We start from the raw sequence: 18,984 nt of genomic DNA, 5'->3' as shown, positions 1-18,984 counted from the left end.
GTGAACGAGACGCCTAAACCGAATTCCTTCCGTTCCGGCCCTGATGAAGATGGCCGTTTTGGCATCTATGGCGGCCGTTTTGTCGCCGAGACCCTGATGCCCCTCATTCTCGACCTGCAGGCCGAGTGGGACAAGGCGAAGGACGATCCGGAATTCCAGGCGGAACTGAAAAACCTGGGCGCCCACTATATCGGCCGCCCGAGCCCGCTCTATTTTGCCGAACGGCTGACGGCCGAGCTCGGCGGCGCGAAGATTTACTTCAAGCGCGAAGAGCTGAACCACACCGGTTCCCACAAGATCAACAACTGCATCGGCCAGATCCTGCTCGCCAAGCGTATGGGCAAGACCCGCATCATCGCTGAAACCGGTGCCGGCCAGCATGGCGTTGCTTCGGCAACCGTTGCCGCCCGTTTCGGCCTTCCTTGCGTCGTCTATATGGGCGCCACCGATGTCGAGCGCCAGGCGCCGAACGTGTTCCGCATGAAGCTCCTGGGTGCTGAAGTGAAGCCGGTGACGGCTGGCCACGGTACGCTGAAGGATGCCATGAATGAGGCATTGCGCGACTGGGTCACCAATGTCGACGACACCTATTATCTGATCGGTACCGCTGCCGGCCCGCATCCCTATCCGGAAATGGTTCGTGATTTTCAGGCTGTGATCGGCACCGAAGCCAAGCAGCAGATGCTCGAGGCCGAAGGGCGTTTGCCGGATCTCGTCGTTGCCGCTGTCGGCGGCGGCTCGAATGCTATCGGCATCTTCCATCCGTTTCTTGATGACGAAGGCGTTAAAATCGTCGGCGTCGAAGCGGGCGGCAAGGGTTTGCAGGGTGACGAGCATTGCGCCTCGATCACCGCCGGTTCGCCGGGCGTTCTTCATGGCAACCGCACCTATCTGCTGCAGGATGGCGACGGCCAGATCAAGGAAGGCCATTCGATTTCGGCCGGCCTCGATTATCCCGGCATCGGCCCGGAGCATTCCTATCTGAACGATATCGGCCGCGTCGAATATGTGCCGATCATGGACCACGAAGCGCTCGATGCCTTCCAGACGCTGACGCGCCTTGAGGGCATCATTCCGGCGCTGGAACCGTCGCATGCGTTGGCCGAAGTCATCAAGCGCGCGCCGAAGATGGGCAAGGACGAGATCATCCTGATGAACCTCTCCGGCCGCGGCGACAAGGACATCTTCACCGTCGCCAAGATTCTCGGAATGGATGCTTAAGTCATGACCGCACGTATGGACAAACGCTTTGCCGATCTGAAGGCCGAGGGCCGCCCCGCGCTGGTCACCTATTTCATGGGCGGCGACCCGGATTACGACACGTCGCTCGGCATCATGAAGGCGCTGCCGGAAGCTGGTTCCGATATTATCGAGCTCGGCATGCCGTTTTCGGATCCTATGGCCGACGGTCCGGCAATCCAGCTGGCCGGTCAGCGCGCCCTGAAGGGCGGCCAGACGCTCAAGAAGACGCTGCAGCTCGCCGCCGACTTCCGCAAGTCCGATGATGCGACGCCGATCGTCATGATGGGTTACTACAACCCGATCTACATTTACGGCGTCGAAAAGTTTCTCGACGATGCGCTGGCATCCGGCATCGACGGTCTGATCGTCGTCGATCTGCCGCCGGAAATGGATGACGAGCTGTGCATCCCGGCGATCCGCAAGGGCATCAATTTCATCCGCCTGGCAACGCCGACCACCGACGAAAGGCGCCTACCGGCCGTTCTGAAGAACACGTCCGGCTTCGTCTACTACGTTTCGATGAACGGCATCACCGGTTCGGCTCTGCCGGATACGTCGCTGGTCTCGGGTGCCGTCAAGCGCATCAAGGAGCACACCGATCTGCCTGTTTGCGTTGGCTTCGGCGTTAAGACCGCCGACCATGCAAAGGTCATCGGCGCTTCGGCTGACGGCGTTGTCGTCGGCACTGCCATCGTCAATCAGGTGGCCACGAGCTTGACCAAGGACGGAAAAGCGACAGCTGATACGGTTCAGGCCGTCGCCACGCTGGTCCGCGGTCTTTCATCGGGAACGCGTTCGGCGCGCCTTGTTGCTGCCGAATAGTGTCCCCACATTGGCTGTCGTCAATCAGGAGTTTTCGACTTGAACTGGATCACCAACTACGTACGCCCGCGGATCAATTCCATGCTGGGCCGCCGCGAAGTTCCTGAAAATCTCTGGATCAAGTGCCCAGAAACCGGTGAGATGGTCTTCCACAAGGATCTGGAAGACAACAAGTGGGTCATCCCGGCGTCTGGCTATCACATGAAGATGCCGGCCAAGGCCCGTCTTCTCGATCTGTTCGACAATGGCGAATATGAAGCGCTGGTGCAGCCGAAGGTGGCTCAGGACCCGCTGAAGTTCCGTGATTCCAAGAAGTATACAGATCGCCTGCGCGACAGCCGCCTGAAGACGGAGCAGGAAGACACGATCGTTGCCGGTGTCGGCAAGGTACGTGGCCTGAAGCTCGTCGCCGTCGTGCACGAATTCAACTTCATGGGCGGTTCGCTCGGCATCGCTGCCGGTGAGGCAATCGTCAAGGCATTCGAACGTGCCATTGCCGAGAAATGCCCGCTGGTAATGTTCCCAGCTTCCGGCGGCGCCCGCATGCAGGAAGGCATTCTGTCGCTGATGCAGCTGCCGCGCACCACCGTTGCCGTCGACATGCTCAAGGAAGCAGGCCAGCCCTATATCGTCGTTCTGACCAACCCGACGACGGGCGGCGTGACCGCTTCCTATGCCATGCTCGGCGATCTTCATTTGGCCGAGCCGGGTGCGGAAATCTGCTTTGCCGGCAAGCGCGTCATCGAGCAGACGATCCGCGAAAAGCTGCCGGAAGGCTTCCAGACGTCGGAATATTTGCTGGAACACGGCATGGTCGACATGGTGATCAAGCGTCACGATATCCCCGATACGCTGGCGCGGGTCCTGAAGATCCTGACGAAGAAGCCGGCAAACACCGTCGTTACCAACGGCAGTGCGGTCGCGCTGGCAGCGAGCGCCTGATCGATCCAGAAACCTGCCTGAGCGGAGGGCCGAATGATACCCAGGGGTCAGACCGTCGTGAGCGAGGCAGCACAGGAAATAGACAAGCTCCTGGGATTGCATCCCAAGGGCTTCGATCTGTCGCTGGAGCGGATCACCCGCCTGCTGGAAGTTCTCGGAAATCCGCAGGATAAGCTGCCGCCGGTAATTCATGTCGCCGGAACCAACGGCAAGGGTTCGGTTACGGCCTTCTGCCGGGCGCTCCTCGAAGCTGGTGGCTACAGCGTTCACGTCCACACTTCGCCCCACCTGGTGAACTGGCACGAGCGCTACCGCATAGGCGTCAAGGGCGGACGCGGCCAACTGGTTGAAGACGCGGTTTTCGCCGATGCCGTGCGCCGCGTCGCGGAAGCCAATGGCGGCCAGAAGATCACCGTTTTCGAAATCCTGACGGCCGTCACCTTCCTGCTGTTTTCCGAACAGCCTGCCGACGCAGCTGTTATCGAAGTCGGCCTTGGCGGCCGCTTCGACGCGACGAATGTCATTTCCGATCCGGCCGTCTCGGTCATCATGCCGATTTCGTTGGATCATCAGCCCTATCTCGGTGACCGGGTGGAGCTGATCGCCGCCGAGAAGGCAGGCATCATGAAGGCGAAGCATCCTGTCGTCATTGGCCAGCAGCCTTATGACGCAGCGCTTGAGGTGCTGATGTCGACCGCCGAGCGGCTGCATTGCCCGACCGCCGTCTATGGCCAGGATTTCATGGCTCACGAGGAATATGGCCGTCTCGTCTATCAGGATGAATTCGGCTTGGCCGATCTGCCGCTACCGCGCCTTCCCGGCCGCCATCAGTATGCCAATGCCGCTGCTGCCATCCGCGCTGTCAAGGCCGCCGGTTTCGTCGTCACCGAAGCGATGATGGAGAAGGCGCTTCAGGGTGTGGAATGGCCCGGGCGTCTGCAGCGGCTGACCGAGGGGCGGCTGATGTCGCACGCACCTGCCGGTGCGGAAATCTGGGTCGATGGCGGACACAATCCCGGCGCCGGCGAGGTGATCGCCGAGGCGATGGCGAATTTCGAGGAAAAGCTGCCAAGACCGCTCTATCTGATCACCGGCATGATCAACACGAAGGATCCCGTCGGTTATTTCAAGGCGTTTGCCGGACTGGCGGAGAAGGTCTTCTGCGTTCCGATCCGCGGAAGCGATGCGATGATCGACCCGGTCATTCTGGCCAATGCTGCCTACGACGCCGGTTTGGTGGCCGAGCCGATGTCGACCGTCGGAGACGCGCTCGATGCGATCAAGGAAATCCTCGATCCGGCCAAGCCGCCGCCACGCATCCTGATGGGCGGCTCGCTCTATCTGGTCGGCGACGTTCTCTCGGATAACGGCACGCCACCAAAATGAAAAAAGCCCGGTCGAAGCCGGGCTTTTTCGTTGAATGCGAAAGCGTTTTAGGCCGCGCTGGAAATCCAGCTCGAAAGAGCCGTCTTCGGAGCGGCGCCAACCTTGATGTCGGCAACTTCGCCAGCCTTGAAGATCGCCAGCGTCGGGATCGAGCGAACGCCGAACTGAGCAGCCAGTTCCGGGTTTTCATCGATGTTGAGCTTGGCAACCTTGACCTTACCGGCCAGTTCGGTCGCGATCTCTTCGAGGCTCGGGGCAATCATCTTGCACGGGCCGCACCATTCAGCCCAAAAATCCACAACAACAGGTTCTGCAGATTCCAGAACTTCCGACTGGAAGTTATTGATATCGACTTTCACGGTAGCCATAGGCTGCTCCTTCACGGGAATTATCGTTGAACCACATGTGATGGTGCGGTGTCACAATTTCAATGTCCGGTATTTCACTTTGTCTTGAGTGCCGCAAGCGCCAATTCAAGCGTCCGCTCGGTGAGGCGGTGAACCGTCGCGTTTTCGGTGTAGACGAGCACGCACTCAATTTCCTTGCCGGGATAAAGCGGTCTCAGGATTTCCCGGTAGATCGCAAGCTGCGCCTTGTGTGCGAAGGGAACGCTGTCCTCGGTCTCCGGCGGGACGCGATTGGTCTTGTAATCGAGGACAACCACCCGGTCCGTCAGCACCGCAAGACGGTCGACCCGGCCCGATACGGCATAGTGTTTCCCGTCAAGGTCCAGCGTGCCCATGATCGAAACTTCAGGCTGGGCATGGGCTGCAAAGACCGGCTGCAGGCTGTCTTCGCCCAATAGTTTCAGAACCGAATCGACCAGTCGGCGCCGCTCGGCGTCCGGCCAGAAGCGCGCCGCGCGCCCGGCATAGCGCTCGGCGGCAAGCTGGCGCTCCTGAGGCGGGATGTCAGGCAGCATCTGCAGCATGCGGTGGATCAACCGGCCTTTTTCCAGCGACCTGTCGGACCGCTCCGGAGTGCTGAACAAAGGCGAGTTCACCAGAAGGTCATCGGCTTCTTCGTCGATGACGGTACCCGCGCCCGATGGGCTGAGGGGTCGCGGCAGCGCTCCCTGCGGCGGCAGAGGCTTGAGTATACCGGCGGGCAGGACGTCTTTTTCGCGCTTTTCCGCCAGCTGTTCTGCCCGCTCGAAGCTGCGCTCCACCTGCGGAACCCGCCAGGTCACGCCCGGCCAGCTGCCGTCCGGCCCTTCGAATTCGACAGCGTTCACCTGAGGATGGCTTTCGCTCATCGCCGTTGAAATCATCGCATGCCATGTATCGGTATTGGCGCGCACGCCACGATAGCCGCAAACGATCAGCCGGTCGGCTGCACGCGTCATCGCCACATAGAGCAGGCGGCGGTATTCCTCTTCCGCCAATGTCTGGATGCGGGCGGCGTCGGCTTGCGTACGCGAATTGGCGAGATCGCCGACCGGCACCCAGACGGGCATCGGATCCTCATTGGCTGTCTCGAGCAACCTCAGTTTCGGCATGTGCGTATGGGTAAACGCCTTGCCGCCACTATCGACCAGAAAGACGATCGGCGCCTCCAGGCCCTTCGAGGCATGCACCGTCATGATGCGCACTTCGTTTCGCCCTTTGTCCTGCTCGCGCTTCACCTCGGGCGCCTCGAGTTCGAGCGTCGAGATGAAGGATTGCAGCCCGGGCAGGCCGGAATTCTCGTGATCGAGCGTGAAGGTCAGGAATTCGTCAAGAATATCGCTGACTTCGGTGCCGAGCCGCGCCAGAAACTGGCTGCGGCCACCGTGAACGCCAAGCACACGGGCGTAGAAATCATGCACAGACAGGCTTCGTGATTGCTCCAGGAAAAGCTCAAGCCGTTTCGCCGCCGCCACGAAGCGCTCGTGGCCGTCGGCGGCGAAGCGCTGCAGATGGCTCCAAACGCTCAGATGTTCGCTTCGGAGCGCCGCCAGCGCAAAGATATCGTCTTCCGTGAGATCGAAGAGCGGGCTTTTCAGCACCGCTGTGAGCGAAAGATCGTCCTGCGGCAGAAGCAGGAAGCGCCCGAGCGCCAGCAGATCCTGCACGGCAATGTGGCTCGTCAGCTTCAGGCGGTCGGCACCGGCGACCGGAATGTTATTCCGCCGTTTCAGCGCCCGCGTCAGCGCGTTGACGAAACTGTCACGCTTTCGAACCAGCACCAGAATATCGCCGGCCTCGATCAGCCTCTCCTTGCCCTTCTCGACGATCGTTTCATGTCCGACCAGCGTCTCGATCGTATGCGCCATGCGTCGCGCCAGGATCGCCGGTGGCGCGCTCTCGGGCGTGGCATCGAAAGGGGCCGTCCAGTCCTCGTCCTTGACGGCGACTTCGGGCGCGACCATTGCCCAGAGATCGACTGCGCCTGGATGGCCGATCCGGCTTGACCGGTGGATGACCGGCTCGCCCTCGGCGCTCAGCCCGCGCGCATTTTCAGGTGGCGTGAAGACATGGTCGACAGCGGCGAGAACGTCGGACGTCGAACGGAACGACAGCGGCAGGCGCACCGGCGTGAACTGCTGGCCGCTGGCCTGCACCTTTCGCTGCGTCCGTTTGCTTTCTTCCGAAAAGCGCTCCGGCCGGGCGCCCTGGAAAGAATAGATGGACTGCTTCTCATCGCCGACGGCAAACAGCGTGCGGATCACTGGCCGGGCGCTCTCGCCCGAGAAGAAATCCTCCGCCAGCGACTGGATGACGCTCCATTGGATCGGGCTGGTATCCTGAGCTTCATCGACGAGAATGTGGTCGATGCCCTGGTCAAGCTTGTAGTGGATCCATGGGCCGATGCCGCTTTTCGTTAGCAGATCGGCCGTGCGCGTGATCAGGTCCTCGAAATCGAGGTGGCTGCGCTGCTTTTTCAGGGACTCATAGTCACGTTTCAGGCGCTCGGCGAGCACGAGCGCCGCATGCGTCGCCGTATACATCCGCATGATTTTCAGCCGGTCCCGGCAGGCGACGACGTGATCGCGGGCAGCTGCGATCGCCGCCGTCAGTTCTGGCGCATCGGCAAGCATCGCCTTCACGGTGAATTGCGAATCCGTTTTCGGCTGCCCGTCCACCTTCAGGAAGATCTTCTCCAGAAGTTCGGCCCGCTTCGACGCGCTTCGCTCGTTCGAGGTTTGGCGAAGACCGTAGGCAACCTCCTGCGCCTTGGCGCCGCCTTTCTGTGCCGCCAGCGTCATGTAGAGATCGAGCGTCAGCCCGGAAAGCTCCGGTAGCGGCCAGTATTGCGCGGCGATGCTGGCTTCGCTCTCCGTATCGGAAAGATTCAGGTTCTTGCGCAGTGCCGCGGCGATCCCGCCATGCGCTTCGGCGGCCTGCGTGAAGCGGCGGATGGCGTTGCGATTGGCGACAATCTCTTCGAGCAGCGCTTCCAGCCCGCTTTCGTCGCCAAGGTTGAGAACGTATGAGAACGCTTCGGCAAGCATCTGATCGTCTTCGGGTCCCGTCGCCGTCAGCAGCGAACGGCGCGCATCCGCAAGAAGGGTCGCCGCTGCCCGGTCGTCGAGAACCGAGAAGTGACCGGCGACATTCGCCTCCAGCGGAAACTGATGCAGCAGCGCCTCGCAGAAGGCGTGGATCGTCTGGATCTTCAATCCGCCGGGCGTCTCCAGCGCCTTGGCAAAGAGTCGCCGTGCTTCGGCGAGTTTGACGCGATCGGGTGTTTCTCCCTCGATCAGCGCGATGCGTTTGCTCAATTCCTGATCCGGCAGAACCGCCCATTCGGCAAGCCGCGCGAAGACGCGGTTCGACATTTCGGAGGCCGCGGCCTTGGTGTAGGTCAGGCAGAGGATCGCCGAAGGCCGAGCACCAGCCAAAAGCAGCCGGATCACGCGTTGCGTCAGGACGTGCGTCTTCCCGGATCCGGCATTGGCCGACACCCATGCCGAGCGTAACGGATCGGAGGCGATCGCCTGCTGAATGGTCGTCCAGCCGATCCAGACGCCCGGATCGTCGCTATCGGGGAGAGCGGTAATGTCATTCATCGCCACTGGCCTCCTCGTCTTCTGCCGTCGACCATTCCGAAACCCGGGCCAGATGATCGTAGTCGCCGCCGAACTCGAACTGTTGTGCCGGGATAAGCCGTGACGTGAAGCCCCGCTCGCCGGATTGCAGCAGGGAGACAAACTTGACGAGTTGATCGATCGATTCCTCGGCGAGATCGAGCGCCGACTTCGCCTTGTCGCTGCGTGTCGAATTCTCGTTGTTGACGGTATCGGCCCGGAAGCGGCTGCCAGGCCGAAGGCGGACGTAAAGCAGATCCTGCGGAATGAGGCTGCCGGCATCGCGGAAGGCACCGGCGCTCAGCGCGGCAGCTTCGAGAGCCAGCTGTGGGTCGAGCAAGGCGCGCGCTTGCGCAGGCGAAGGATTGTAGCCGGTCTTGTAATCGATGATATCGGCAGATTTCGGCCCGGTAATATCGATCCGGTCGGCGATGCCCGTTAGCCGGATGTTGATTGTCTCCAGCTCGACGCTGCCACGGACTTCGGTCACTGTCTTGCGGATGCCTGGCCGCCGCTCGGCTTCCCACGCCAGGAAGCTGCGGGCGACCTCGCGAAAGCGCGGCCGCCAGACGGCGTCGATATGGGCCGGCAGCTCTTCCCTGTCAAAAAGATCATTGAGGATAGCCTCCATCGCCCGTTCGCCGTCAGTCGTTCCGGCGATGTGCCCTTCGCGCACGAAGCGGTCGATGATCGCGTGATAGAGCGTGCCACGTTCTGCGGCACCGGGATCGCGGTTAAACGGTTCGACAGGGTCGAGCCGCAGAATACGCCGCGCGTAGATCGCATAGGGATCGCGCCGGAGGCGGCCGACTTCGCTGAAGGAATAGGATTTTGGCTGCAGTTCCGAGGGTGGAACCGGCGAGGGGCGCTGCGCCGGCGCCTGGGCCTTGCCGTCATCGAGAAGACTGACCCAGTGCACGAATTTTTCGCCACGGTCCTTCAGCGCGGCTTCGAAAGCGGTGCCGCCCAAAGCCAGTAGACGCTGCAGCCAGCGCGAGGCAACCGTCGGCGTCGAGCCCTGGCGGAGTGCGCGCGTATAGATCAGCTTCCGGGTGCCGCTCGCCATCTCGAAATCGTGGGCCAGCTGCCCGATACGCCGCTCCGGCGGCTCAAGGCCAATCTCCGTTTTCATCATCCGCGAAATGAAAGGGTTGTTGGCCGTCTGCCCCGGCCAGGAACCTTCGTTCAGACCGCCGAGCACCAGCGTGTCGACAGCCTGAAGACGGGCTTCCAGCGTACCGAAGATGAAAACCCGGGGATGGCTGAGCGCGCGGGGCTTGGCAGCCTGTCCGGCCGATAATGCCGTCATGATGTCGATCCACTGCGGACCGTCTGCCTCGATCTGCCCGTTGGTGTCGATTACTTCGCCGAGCAGCGCTGCGAGCGCATCGCCGGCTTCTCCGCTCCAGAGACCGGCAAGGTCGCCGCGGTGATCGCGAGCCACGGCCTCGAGCACGCTGCCGGTCCTTGAGGCCCATTCGGAGAGCTGCAGGTTCACTGTCAGGCTGCGCCCGTCAGGCCCACGCTTGACCATTGCCGATGCCAGCGGCTCGGTCGCAGCTGCGATCCGTTGCGCCAGATCCCGGGCCTGATCGATCGCATCCGATGGCAGCGACTTCCGCCAGTTCGGCGCATAGCGATCGGCCTGCTGTTCGGCAAGCTGACGCTCCAGCAGGGCCGGTAGCGTGCTGATATCGACCTCGGCAACGCCGCCGCGCAGCGCGAGAAGCTCGAGCGCTTCGACGGCGCTTGTCAAAATGGTCTTCTCAAGGCTGAAATGCGTGAGCGGATGCTTGAGGAGCGCCACCAGCGCCACCGGATCGCCGGGCCGTAGCGTCGCTTCCAGAACCAGCTGCAGGAAAGTGCCCTGCGGCATCGCAGAAAGCGGCGTACCGGCCGAATCGTCGGCGATAATGCCGAACCGGGCGAGTTCGGACATGACGCGGCGCGCGAGATTGCGATCGGGCGTAATCACCGCTGCCTGGCTTTCGCCGTTGCGGCCCGGCTCTTCCAGGGCAAGGCGCAAGGCGATGGCGATTGCCGTTGCCTCCTCCCGCTCGTTGGCCGCCTCGATCAGCGCCACGCCGGCAAAGCCTGCCGCCATCGCGTCCGCGGGAAGCTCGTTCTTCCACTCGCCCCAGCCGCTTGTCGCCTCTGCTGGTGCAAGCGCCCGCGATAGTATCTCAGCGCGCCGTTGCAGGTCAGGCTCCGCGTCGATCAGCGGGGCGACATCATTGCGCGTCAGTTTCAGGCGCTTCAGCAGATGCGACAGACCGTATTGGGAGTGGCTGCGGCTCGCAGGATTGGCCGTTCGTCCTGGTTGCGGATCCGGTTCTACCATTCGCCAATGCTCGTCCGGCATCGACAGATCAAGGCCTGGCAGCACGATGACGCCCTCGGGAAGATTGGCAACGGCGGCAATCAAATCGGCGGTCGCAGGCACGGAGCCCGTCGAGCCGGCTATGACGATCGGTCCCGCCGGCCGGGACGTTGCAAGACGGTTCGCTTCCGCGCGCAAAATTGCGTTGCGGTGCCGGGCAGGGGACGAGCGCCCGAGTTCGGCCAGCCGTTCCGGCCAGAAGGCGCTGGCAATCTGCAGAAACTCCGCTGTCAGCTGCCACCAGAGTGCATGATCGGAGGCGTCGAGATTGGCAAGCTCTGCCCATTCGCGGTCCTCAGTCTCGATCGAGTCGATCAGCTCGGCCAGATTGCGCGCCAGCCAGATTGCATCCGCCGGGCTCGCCGGGGCCGCGAGAGGCGACTCGGCGTGGATGCGGCGGACGATATCCGGCAGCCTGTTCCGCCAGGCAAGGATGAGCCTCGCGAGCTCCAGCAGGCGGGCAGTGTTGGAAAGTGGCTGCGCAAGGTCGAGGGTCGCAGGCAGCGCCTCCTCGAAGTAACCGCTGTCGTCGTCCGTCTCACCGAGTGGCCGGATGACCGGCAGAATGGCTGAGCGGCCGCCGAGCAGATCGACGAATTCGGAGCGGAGCACACGGGCGGCGCGCCTGGTCGGTAGGTAGATCGTGACTTTGGAGAGTGATAGCGGATCGTCGGGGTCGTGCCGGAAGAGCGGCGTCAGCCGGCCGTCGCAAAGCGTTTGCGCGAGCACTTTCAGAAACGGCGCTCCTGCCGGTATCGTCAGGATGCGCGGCTGATGACGCTCGCTCATCGCTTAGGCAAACGTCCGGAATTGCCGGATCGTTTCCTCTGCTTCATCGACGGCTTCGGGCGTGCCAACGGTCAGCCAGTGCCCGTCCATCATCATTCCGTAGAGCCTGCCGCGTCCGATCGCCTTGTCGAAATAACTGTTGATGTTGAAGGGGTCGCGCGGCGCATCGTCGAGAAATTCAGGCCGCATCGCAAAGGCGCCGGCATAGACGACGGGGTTCGACTGGTCGTCCCGGTAGCGTGTCAGGCGGCCATCCGCTGCCATGCTGAAATCATTGATGCCGTTATGGCCGGTCGTGTTCTCGATGCGCACGCAAAGCATTGCCATGTCCATGCTGCCGGCATCGAAGAATCCGGCTAATCGATCGAGATTGCTGGGCGCACCCGGCTGTTCACCGATCCAGAAGAGATCGGCGTTCATCACGAAGGTCGTCTCTCGGTCGAGCAGCGTCAGGCCCTTGACGATGCCACCGCCATTGTTCAGCAGGCCGCCGCGCTCGTCGGAAATCAGGATATCGAGCCCGTGATATGACTTCAGATGCGCTTCCATCTGGTCGGCGAAATGGTGGACGTTGACGGCAGCGCGTTCGACGCCTGCCTGCTTCAGCGAGTCCAGCGTATAGTCGATCATCGGCTTGCCGCCGATCCTCACCAACGGCTTCGGCATCGTATCGGTGATCGGGCGCATGCGGGTACCGAGGCCCGCCGCCAATACCATGGCTTGTTTGATTGTCATTGTGGTCCGGAACTTATGATTCGCTGATGCCTATTCCAGCCCTTGCGCACCATTCGCGCAAGGGGGCGAGCGCTTCATGCTCAAGGGCCACCTGGAGATAGGCGAGTGTACGCGGCATATGCTTGAGATAGCCCGGTTTGCCGTCACGCTGCAACAGCCGCACCCAGAGCCCGGCAAGTTTGCAATTGCGCTGCGCAGACATGATCGCCCAGCTCTTCAGGAAGGACGTTTCATCGAAGCCGCCCTGGGCCCGGCGGATCGACAGATAGTCTTCCATGAGCTCCTGGAAGAGCGAAGGCTCGATGGTGACCCGCGCATCCTGGGCGATCGATGCCAGATCGTACGACGTCGGGCCGATCATCGCGTCCTGGAAATCGATCAGGCCGATCTTCTGGATCCCCTGCCGGTCACCGCGCCAGATGATGTTCGGCGAATGGAAATCGCGTAGCAGCAGGTTCTTTTCGGCATCGGCCAGCTGGTCGATGAGATCGTCCCAGATCGCGAGATACGTGTCCCGCTCCGCATCCGAGGCTGCCTGGCCGCCGCGCTTCCACGGCAGATGCCAGTCGAGCAGCAGGCGGACTTCCATCTTCATCGCCGTCCGGTCGAAATCCGGGATGTGGTGAATGTGATCCTTTGTAACGGGAATATCCTGTGGGATCTGCATGCCATGCAGATGCGCGAGGCAGACGACGCTTTCGCGATAACGCTCGATGATCGGCTTTCCGCCGGTATCAAGAACACCTTCGGTTCCGAGATCCTCAATCAGCAATAAGCCTTGGTCATAGTCGACGCCGTAGATTTCAGGCGTTGCGAAGCCGCGCTGCCGCAGAGCATCTGCGATGGCAACGAAGGGATAGGCGTTTTCTGCAAGATGGGCGACCTTCGGGTAGGGCTTGCCGTCAAGGACTGCGGGTCCTTCCGGCAGCGGCGGCCAATCCATCAGGATCTTCCGCTCGCCTGCCGCGGGATAGACCGCCTCATAGGCGCGCAACGACGCATCGCCCGTCAGGAAGCGCCGTCCGGCTTCTTCATAGCCGAGACCGGCGAGAAATGTCCGGATAGCCAGGACGCGCTGGATACGCTCGGCTTTCTTCGGCGGCGCCTTGATGGTCAGGCGGCGCCCGGCGCCCTCGTGCGTCAGGGTCAGTTCAATCCGATCACCAGGCATCTCGTCCGCGGCCATCTCGGGCCACTCGACGAGGCAGATACCCGATTGCAGCGCCTCGTCGAAACCAAGCTCTTCAAGCTCGGAGCCATCGGCAAGCCGATAGAGATCGAAATGCGCAACCGGAATTCTAAGATCATAGGCTTGGACCAGCGTGAATGTCGGGCTTGGCACTTCCAATGCCGGATCGTCGGCGATGGCGCGGATCAGCGCACGGGCCAGAGACGATTTTCCTGCGCCGAGATCACCCGACAGCGTCAGGCAGTCGCCCGGCTTGACGGCGAGCGCCAGATCTTCGCCGAGACGGCCGGTTGCCGCCTCGTCTTCCAGAAACAGGGAGATCGCGCCAGCGTCGGCCGTCATTCGGCGGCTGCGACGGCACGCGGCAGGTTGACGGATGGAATCCGGCAAACGACCGTGGTGCCGCGGCCAGGCTTGCTGTCGATCGTTACCTTGCCGTTATGCAGGCTGACGAAGCTATCGACGATCGAGAGACCGAGACCGGCACCACCGCGCTTACCGCTCTTTGCACCGGTGGCGAAGCGATCGAAGACAGTAGCGATCATCTCCTGCGAGATGCCCGGGCCACGATCGGCGACCGAAAATACGAAATCGGTGCCTTCGCGATGGCATTCAAGCGCGATCGCCGCGCCCTCGGGCGAAAAGTTGGCGGCATTCGACAGCAGTTTCAGCAGGATCTGCTTCAGGCGCTGCGAATCGGCAACGATGGTGCCGAGCTGCGACGGTGAGGTGATCTCGAGCGTTACGCCGCTTTCCTGCAGCCGGTCGGCGATCTGCATCGAGACGTCATCCAGCAGGTCGCTGAGATCGATCTCGGAATAGTTCAGCCGCATGATACCGGCATCGACGGTTGCGAGGTCGAGAATGTCGTTGACCAGCGTCAGCAGGACAGACGAGGAAGTGGCGATATGGTCGATATACTCGGCCTGCCGATCGTTCAGCGGACCGACGCCCGGCGTGCGCAGCAGATCGGTGAACCCGATGATGTTGGTCAGCGGCGAACGGAGCTCGTAGGAAACGTGCTGAACGAAATCGTTCTTCAGCTCGTCGGCCTTGCGCAGCGCTTCGTTCTTCTCGGTCAGGGCGCGCTCGGCGCGCACTGAATCCGTCATGTTGACGAAGGTCAGCATCGTCTGTGCATTCGGCAGCGGTATCACTGCATAATCGAGCACGAGGCCGGAGAACAGTTCCAGCGTGCCCTGGCTCGAACGGCGTTCGTCGTCGAAGCTGGTGATGAGCTCGGCAAAGGTCTTCCAGCCATCCGGCTTGTCATACGACGGAGCACAGGCTTCGCCGACGGCGCGGATGTGCGTACCCGGCTTGGCTTCGGCCTCGGTGATTCCCCAGAGGACGCGGAAGGCAGGGTTCGACAGGCGGATTCGTCCGTCAGGCCCGAACACCGCAACACCTTCCGAAAGGTGGTCGATCGTCTCGCCCTGAACCTTCACCAGTGTGTTGTAGCGCGTTTCGAGATCGACCTGCTCGGTGAGGTTCTCGAATACCCAGGTGGCGCCGCCTTGCGGATGCGCCGTGGCGAAGACACGCAGCGTCTGGCCGTTCGGCAGATGCCAGAGGTCGGATTTCGTATCGAGTGCCTGGTAGACGGAAAGCGCTGTTTCCTTCCAGCTCTTCCAGTTCAGCTGGTCAGGTAGTTTCTTGGCGGCCCGCAGCCGCTCGAGAAGCTCGGCATTGTCAGGCTTGCGCTCGAGGAAGGCGATATCGAGCTCCCAGAGGGTCACGAAGGCCTGATTATAGAATTGCAGCCGCTGCTCGCCGTCGAAGATCGCAACCGGTGTTGCCAGATGATCGAGGGTCTCGGCGTGGCTTTTCAGCGTCCGCTCAAGCTCGGCACGAACCGCCTCGGCATCCGAGACGTCAATGGCGATGCCCGCCGAGCCGGTGGGAACCTTGACATCGACGACGTCGAAGAATGTTCGGTTGCCGCTGACGACGGTGGAAATCTTGTCGTGAAAAGGCGATTCGGGCGTTGCCGTGGCGCGGATGCGCTCGCGGGCGATCGTCGTCAGGAATTCACGGCTCTCGTTGATTGCCTGCTGCGGCGACTTCGCCTCGACGGCATCGCCGTAAGCCTGGTTGACCCAGGTCAGGCGGCCCTCGACGTCGCGCTGCCAGGCCGGCAGGTCGATGGCATCGAGCAGGCTCTGGAAGGCCGAGATCGACGACATCAGCCGTTCGCGCTCGATCTTCAGTTCGGCGAGTTCGGCGCGCAGATTGTTGAGCGCGACAAAGCGGACAAAGGCGCGGCCGCCGGAAACACGGCCCTGCGCCTCGAGAATTTCATCGCGATTGGTTTCGACCACCATATCGAAGCTCTGGCCTGCTTCGCGCAGGCGGTCGATTGCATGGTCAAGCTCGGATGCCGAACGGGGCTTCAGCCACAGGCCGAATGCCAGGAATTCGTTGTCCTGCGGCGCACCTGTTTCGGCCGGCAGTTGTCCCAGCAGTTCCGGGCGCTCGCTGCCGTCCCAGACGACGATGCGGCGGTTCTTGTCGGCAATCAGCGCCTGATATTGCGAGATGCGCTGCTGCGCGTCCGACAGCGCGGTGCGGATATCGCGGCTCTCGGTTTCCAGGTTGCCGCGCTGGCGCACCAGCCAGAGGGTAGAAAGCAGAGCCGCGGAGATGACCCCGATGACAACGGAAACGCCGACGACCTGAGATGACGTGAAGAGGTGTGCCGATGCCGCAGCCTCGGATTCGACCTGAGCCAGAACCGGCCGCGCAAGCGCTGCTATCGCCGTGCCACCGGCACAAATCTTCGCCAGCCGCGTCAGCGAGCTTTTTCCCTGCTTCACGGCCCGCCCGGCCGCCGCAGGTGTATTGTGTTGTGCTGCCGCTACCTGGCGGATATCGGGCCGAGCGCCGTCATCCACCTGTGCTGGCAGGCTTTTCTCTACGTCCGGCATTCCCGGTCTGTCTCCGTCCTTTAATGTGCCGCATCACGACAAGACATCCCATTTTCGGGCAAACGGACGAGTCCGGGCCACGAATCGAGTTCTAAAACAATACTTCGGATGGGATTCAGCGGGAAGGTAGGAGGCAAAAAATAAGGGCGCCGCAAATGTCAATGCGGCGCCCATCAAGATGTTGTGGATACTGGCGATACGATTAGTATCTGTAGTGGTCAGCCTTGAACGGGCCCTGCGGCTTTACGCCAATATAGGCAGCCTGCTCTTCCGAGAGCTGCGTCAGCTTCACACCGAGCTTGCCGAGATGAAGGCGTGCGACCTTCTCGTCGAGGTGCTTCGGCAGAATGTAAACCTGGTTGGAATACTGGTCCGGCTTGGTGAAGAGCTCGATCTGCGCCAGCGTCTGGTTGGTGAAGGATGCAGACATCACGAAGGACGGATGGCCGGTGGCGTTGCCGAGGTTCAGCAAACGTCCCTCGGACAGCAGGATGATGCGGTTGCCCTTCGGGAACTCGATCAGGTCGACCTGCGGCTTGACGTTGGTCCACTTGAGGTTACGGAGTGCGGCAACTTCGATTTCGTTGTCGAAGTGGCCGATGTTGCCAACGATCGCCATGTCCTTCATCGCCCGCATATGGTCGATGCGGATGACATCCTTGTTGCCGGTCGTGGTGATGAAGATGTCTGCCGAGGAAACAACGTCCTCGAGCAAGACGACTTCATAGCCATCCATGGCGGCCTGCAGGGCGCAGATTGGATCGGCTTCCGTGACCTTGACGCGGGCGCCGGCGCCGGAAAGCGAAGCGGCAGAACCCTTGCCGACGTCGCCGTAACCGCAGACGACGGCAACCTTGCCGGCCATCATCACGTCGGTACCGCGGCGGATGCCGTCAACCAGCGATTCCTTGCAGCCGTACTTATTGTCGAACTTCGACTTCGTGACGCTATCGTTGACGTTGATCGCCGGGAACGGCAGCAGGCCCTTGGCATGCAGCTGGTAAAGGCGGTTGACGCCCGTGGTGGTTTCTTCAGTGACGCCCTTGATCGCGTCGCGCTGCTTGGTGAACCAGCCCGGCGATGCCGCAAGGCGCTTCTTGATCTGCGCGAAGAGGATCTCTTCTTCCTCGGAATGCGGGTTCGACAGCACGTCTTCACCGGCTTCGGCGCGGGCGCCGAGCAGGATGTACATGGTTGCGTCGCCGCCATCGTCGAGGATCATGTTGGAGAAGCCACCATCAGCCCACTGGAAGATCTTGTCGGTGTAGGTCCAGTAGTCTTCGAGGGATTCACCCTTGATCGCAAAGACCGGGATGCCGGCAGCGGCGATCGCAGCAGCAGCGTGATCCTGCGTCGAGAAGATGTTGCACGAGGCCCAGCGAACTTCGGCGCCGAGCGCCGTCAGCGTCTCGATGAGAACGGCGGTCTGGATCGTCATGTGCAGCGAGCCGGTAATGCGCGCGCCCTTCAGCGGCTTCGACTGGCCGAATTCTTCGCGGCTGGACATCAGGCCCGGCATTTCGGTTTCGGCGATCGTAATTTCCTTACGGCCGAAATCTGCAAGACCGATATCGGCGACGACATAATCTTTTTCAGTGCTCATTGAGGTCTCCAGCTGAAAAGCATCTCAAAATCAAACCTGCGCCGCAAATATCGCGCAGCGCCAACACGTGCCTTATGCACGGCCATGCCAGCCGTTTATCAGGCTTCAGGGACCATGGCAATAAAGATATAAAGAAGTCTTTATATGGTTATATGACGACGCGGATTAGATCTCTTCGCCGAACTTGTTCTGGATCAGCTGATCCAGGGCGTCGAGGGCTTCGATCGCCTGATTGCCGCTGGCGGTGACCAGCACGGTCGAGCCGGGGCTCGCGGCAAGCATCATCAGGCCCATGATCGACGTGCCACCGACGGTCATGCCGTCCTTGGACACGGTGATCGCAGCGTCGAACGTATCGACCATCTGGACGAATTTCGCCGAGGCGCGTGCATGAAGACCGCGCTTGTTGATGATGAGGAGTTCCCGGGAGAGCTGCGTCGTGGTCATGAAGGCCCGTTATTTTCCGCTGAGAACGCGGCTCGCGACGTTGATGTATTTCCGGCCGGCTTCCGAAGCTTCGGCCAGGGCCTTTTCCATGTTGTTCTCGCCTCTGACGCCAGCGAGCTTGATCAGCATCGGCAGGTTCATACCGGCGATCACTTCGGTATGGCCGCTGCTCATCACCGAAATGGCAAGGTTGGAAGGCGTACCGCCGAACATATCGGTGAGGATCACCACACCATGACCGTCATCGGCACCGGCGACAGCTTGAAGAATATCCTGCCGCCGCTGATCCATATCGTCTTCGGGGCCGATGCAGACCGTCTCGATGAATTTCTGAGGACCGACGACATGCTCGACAGCATGACGAAACTCTTCAGCCAGCTTGCCATGAGTGACAAGCACAAGTCCGATCATGATTTAACTGCTCCCAATGGCATATCAACGGCGGCCCCAATATCGCAATGCAACAATCGCGTCCACCGGTGGGGGCACATCTTGGCGATCAAAAGCCGAAGT

The 18,984-nt window shown here is 61.5% G+C and carries 13 protein-coding genes; 4 read left to right on the top strand and 9 right to left on the bottom strand.

Annotation, left to right across the window (positions count from 1 at the left end; genetic code table 11):
• From trpB to AC1DV9_RS09935, 4 genes are read left to right on the top strand one after another with little or no spacing between them, the layout of a single operon-like run.
• Entirely contained in the window at positions 1–1,221 is a 1,221-nt protein-coding gene (gene trpB, locus AC1DV9_RS09950; protein WP_112386019.1) for a tryptophan synthase subunit beta, read from the top strand.
• A 3-nt stretch (positions 1,222–1,224) separates the two neighbouring features.
• On the top strand, positions 1,225–2,064 hold the full coding sequence (gene trpA, locus AC1DV9_RS09945; RefSeq protein WP_477947574.1) for a tryptophan synthase subunit alpha: 840 nt from the start codon (positions 1,225–1,227) through the stop codon (positions 2,062–2,064).
• Between the two features lie 39 nt (positions 2,065–2,103).
• Positions 2,104–3,006: an acetyl-CoA carboxylase, carboxyltransferase subunit beta gene (accD, locus tag AC1DV9_RS09940; RefSeq protein WP_112386021.1), complete on the top strand. Its 903-nt coding sequence runs from the start codon at positions 2,104–2,106 to the stop codon at positions 3,004–3,006.
• Between the two features lie 33 nt (positions 3,007–3,039).
• Complete coding sequence (locus AC1DV9_RS09935; protein ID WP_477947572.1) at positions 3,040–4,392, top strand: bifunctional folylpolyglutamate synthase/dihydrofolate synthase; 1,353 nt, start codon at positions 3,040–3,042, stop codon at positions 4,390–4,392.
• Positions 4,393–4,439: 47 nt separating this feature from the next.
• Here the strand turns inward: AC1DV9_RS09935 and trxA are convergent, their stop codons facing one another.
• The 9 genes from trxA to AC1DV9_RS09890 form a co-directional block, all read right to left on the bottom strand.
• Positions 4,440–4,760, bottom strand: coding sequence for a thioredoxin (gene trxA, locus AC1DV9_RS09930; RefSeq protein WP_112386023.1), 321 nt, complete (start codon positions 4,758–4,760; stop codon positions 4,440–4,442).
• Between the two features lie 74 nt (positions 4,761–4,834).
• On the bottom strand, positions 4,835–8,383 hold the full coding sequence (gene addA, locus AC1DV9_RS09925; protein WP_477947570.1) for a double-strand break repair helicase AddA: 3,549 nt from the start codon (positions 8,381–8,383) through the stop codon (positions 4,835–4,837).
• Entirely contained in the window at positions 8,376–11,570 is a 3,195-nt protein-coding gene (addB, locus tag AC1DV9_RS09920; protein WP_477947569.1) for a double-strand break repair protein AddB, read from the bottom strand. Before addB ends, addA begins: the two co-directional genes overlap by 8 nt.
• A 3-nt stretch (positions 11,571–11,573) precedes the next feature.
• The gene (locus AC1DV9_RS09915) at positions 11,574–12,305 is read right to left on the bottom strand and encodes a nucleotidyltransferase family protein (protein WP_477947567.1); all 732 of its coding nucleotides are present in this window, start codon (positions 12,303–12,305) and stop codon (positions 11,574–11,576) included.
• A gap of 13 nt (positions 12,306–12,318) precedes the next feature.
• Positions 12,319–13,836, bottom strand: coding sequence for a tRNA (adenosine(37)-N6)-threonylcarbamoyltransferase complex ATPase subunit type 1 TsaE (gene tsaE / locus AC1DV9_RS09910; RefSeq protein ID WP_477947566.1), 1,518 nt, complete (start codon positions 13,834–13,836; stop codon positions 12,319–12,321).
• Positions 13,833–16,421 carry a sensor histidine kinase gene (locus AC1DV9_RS09905; protein WP_112517922.1) on the bottom strand — a complete coding sequence of 863 codons (2,589 nt, stop codon included), beginning with the start codon at positions 16,419–16,421 and terminating at the stop codon, positions 13,833–13,835. Before AC1DV9_RS09905 ends, tsaE begins: the two co-directional genes overlap by 4 nt.
• 202 nt (positions 16,422–16,623) lie before the next feature.
• Positions 16,624–18,024, bottom strand: a complete 1,401-nt coding sequence (gene ahcY / locus AC1DV9_RS09900; RefSeq protein WP_112386029.1) for an adenosylhomocysteinase — start codon at positions 18,022–18,024, stop codon at positions 16,624–16,626.
• A gap of 165 nt (positions 18,025–18,189) precedes the next feature.
• Complete coding sequence (locus AC1DV9_RS09895; RefSeq protein ID WP_112386030.1) at positions 18,190–18,471, bottom strand: HPr family phosphocarrier protein; 282 nt, start codon at positions 18,469–18,471, stop codon at positions 18,190–18,192.
• Positions 18,472–18,480: 9 nt separating this feature from the next.
• A complete protein-coding gene (locus tag AC1DV9_RS09890) occupies positions 18,481–18,882 on the bottom strand; it encodes a PTS sugar transporter subunit IIA (RefSeq protein WP_025584219.1) in 402 nt (133 codons plus the stop codon).
• Between the last annotated feature and the right edge of the window lie 102 nt (positions 18,883–18,984).

It is taken from the genome of Rhizobium sp. 01L410 (assembly GCF_056400165.1).
Note: the sequence above shows the minus strand (reverse complement) of the source record. Positions and strands in the feature narration are given on the sequence as shown.

What these genes read in the sequence shown, in the direction of transcription:
- trpA (WP_477947574.1), top strand. Translation starts at nt 1,225, where the DNA reads ATGACCGCACGTATGGACAAACGCTTTGCCGATCTGAAGGCCGAGGGC.
- AC1DV9_RS09935 (WP_477947572.1), top strand. Translation starts at nt 3,040, where the DNA reads ATGATACCCAGGGGTCAGACCGTCGTGAGCGAGGCAGCACAGGAAATA.
- trxA (WP_112386023.1), bottom strand. Translation starts at nt 4,760, where the DNA reads ATGGCTACCGTGAAAGTCGATATCAATAACTTCCAGTCGGAAGTTCTG.
- addA (WP_477947570.1), bottom strand. Translation starts at nt 8,383, where the DNA reads ATGAATGACATTACCGCTCTCCCCGATAGCGACGATCCGGGCGTCTGG.
- addB (WP_477947569.1), bottom strand. Translation starts at nt 11,570, where the DNA reads ATGAGCGAGCGTCATCAGCCGCGCATCCTGACGATACCGGCAGGAGCG.
- AC1DV9_RS09915 (WP_477947567.1), bottom strand. Translation starts at nt 12,305, where the DNA reads ATGACAATCAAACAAGCCATGGTATTGGCGGCGGGCCTCGGTACCCGC.
- tsaE (WP_477947566.1), bottom strand. Translation starts at nt 13,836, where the DNA reads ATGACGGCCGACGCTGGCGCGATCTCCCTGTTTCTGGAAGACGAGGCG.
- AC1DV9_RS09905 (WP_112517922.1), bottom strand. Translation starts at nt 16,421, where the DNA reads ATGCCGGACGTAGAGAAAAGCCTGCCAGCACAGGTGGATGACGGCGCT.
- ahcY (WP_112386029.1), bottom strand. Translation starts at nt 18,024, where the DNA reads ATGAGCACTGAAAAAGATTATGTCGTCGCCGATATCGGTCTTGCAGAT.
- AC1DV9_RS09895 (WP_112386030.1), bottom strand. Translation starts at nt 18,471, where the DNA reads ATGACCACGACGCAGCTCTCCCGGGAACTCCTCATCATCAACAAGCGC.
- AC1DV9_RS09890 (WP_025584219.1), bottom strand. Translation starts at nt 18,882, where the DNA reads ATGATCGGACTTGTGCTTGTCACTCATGGCAAGCTGGCTGAAGAGTTT.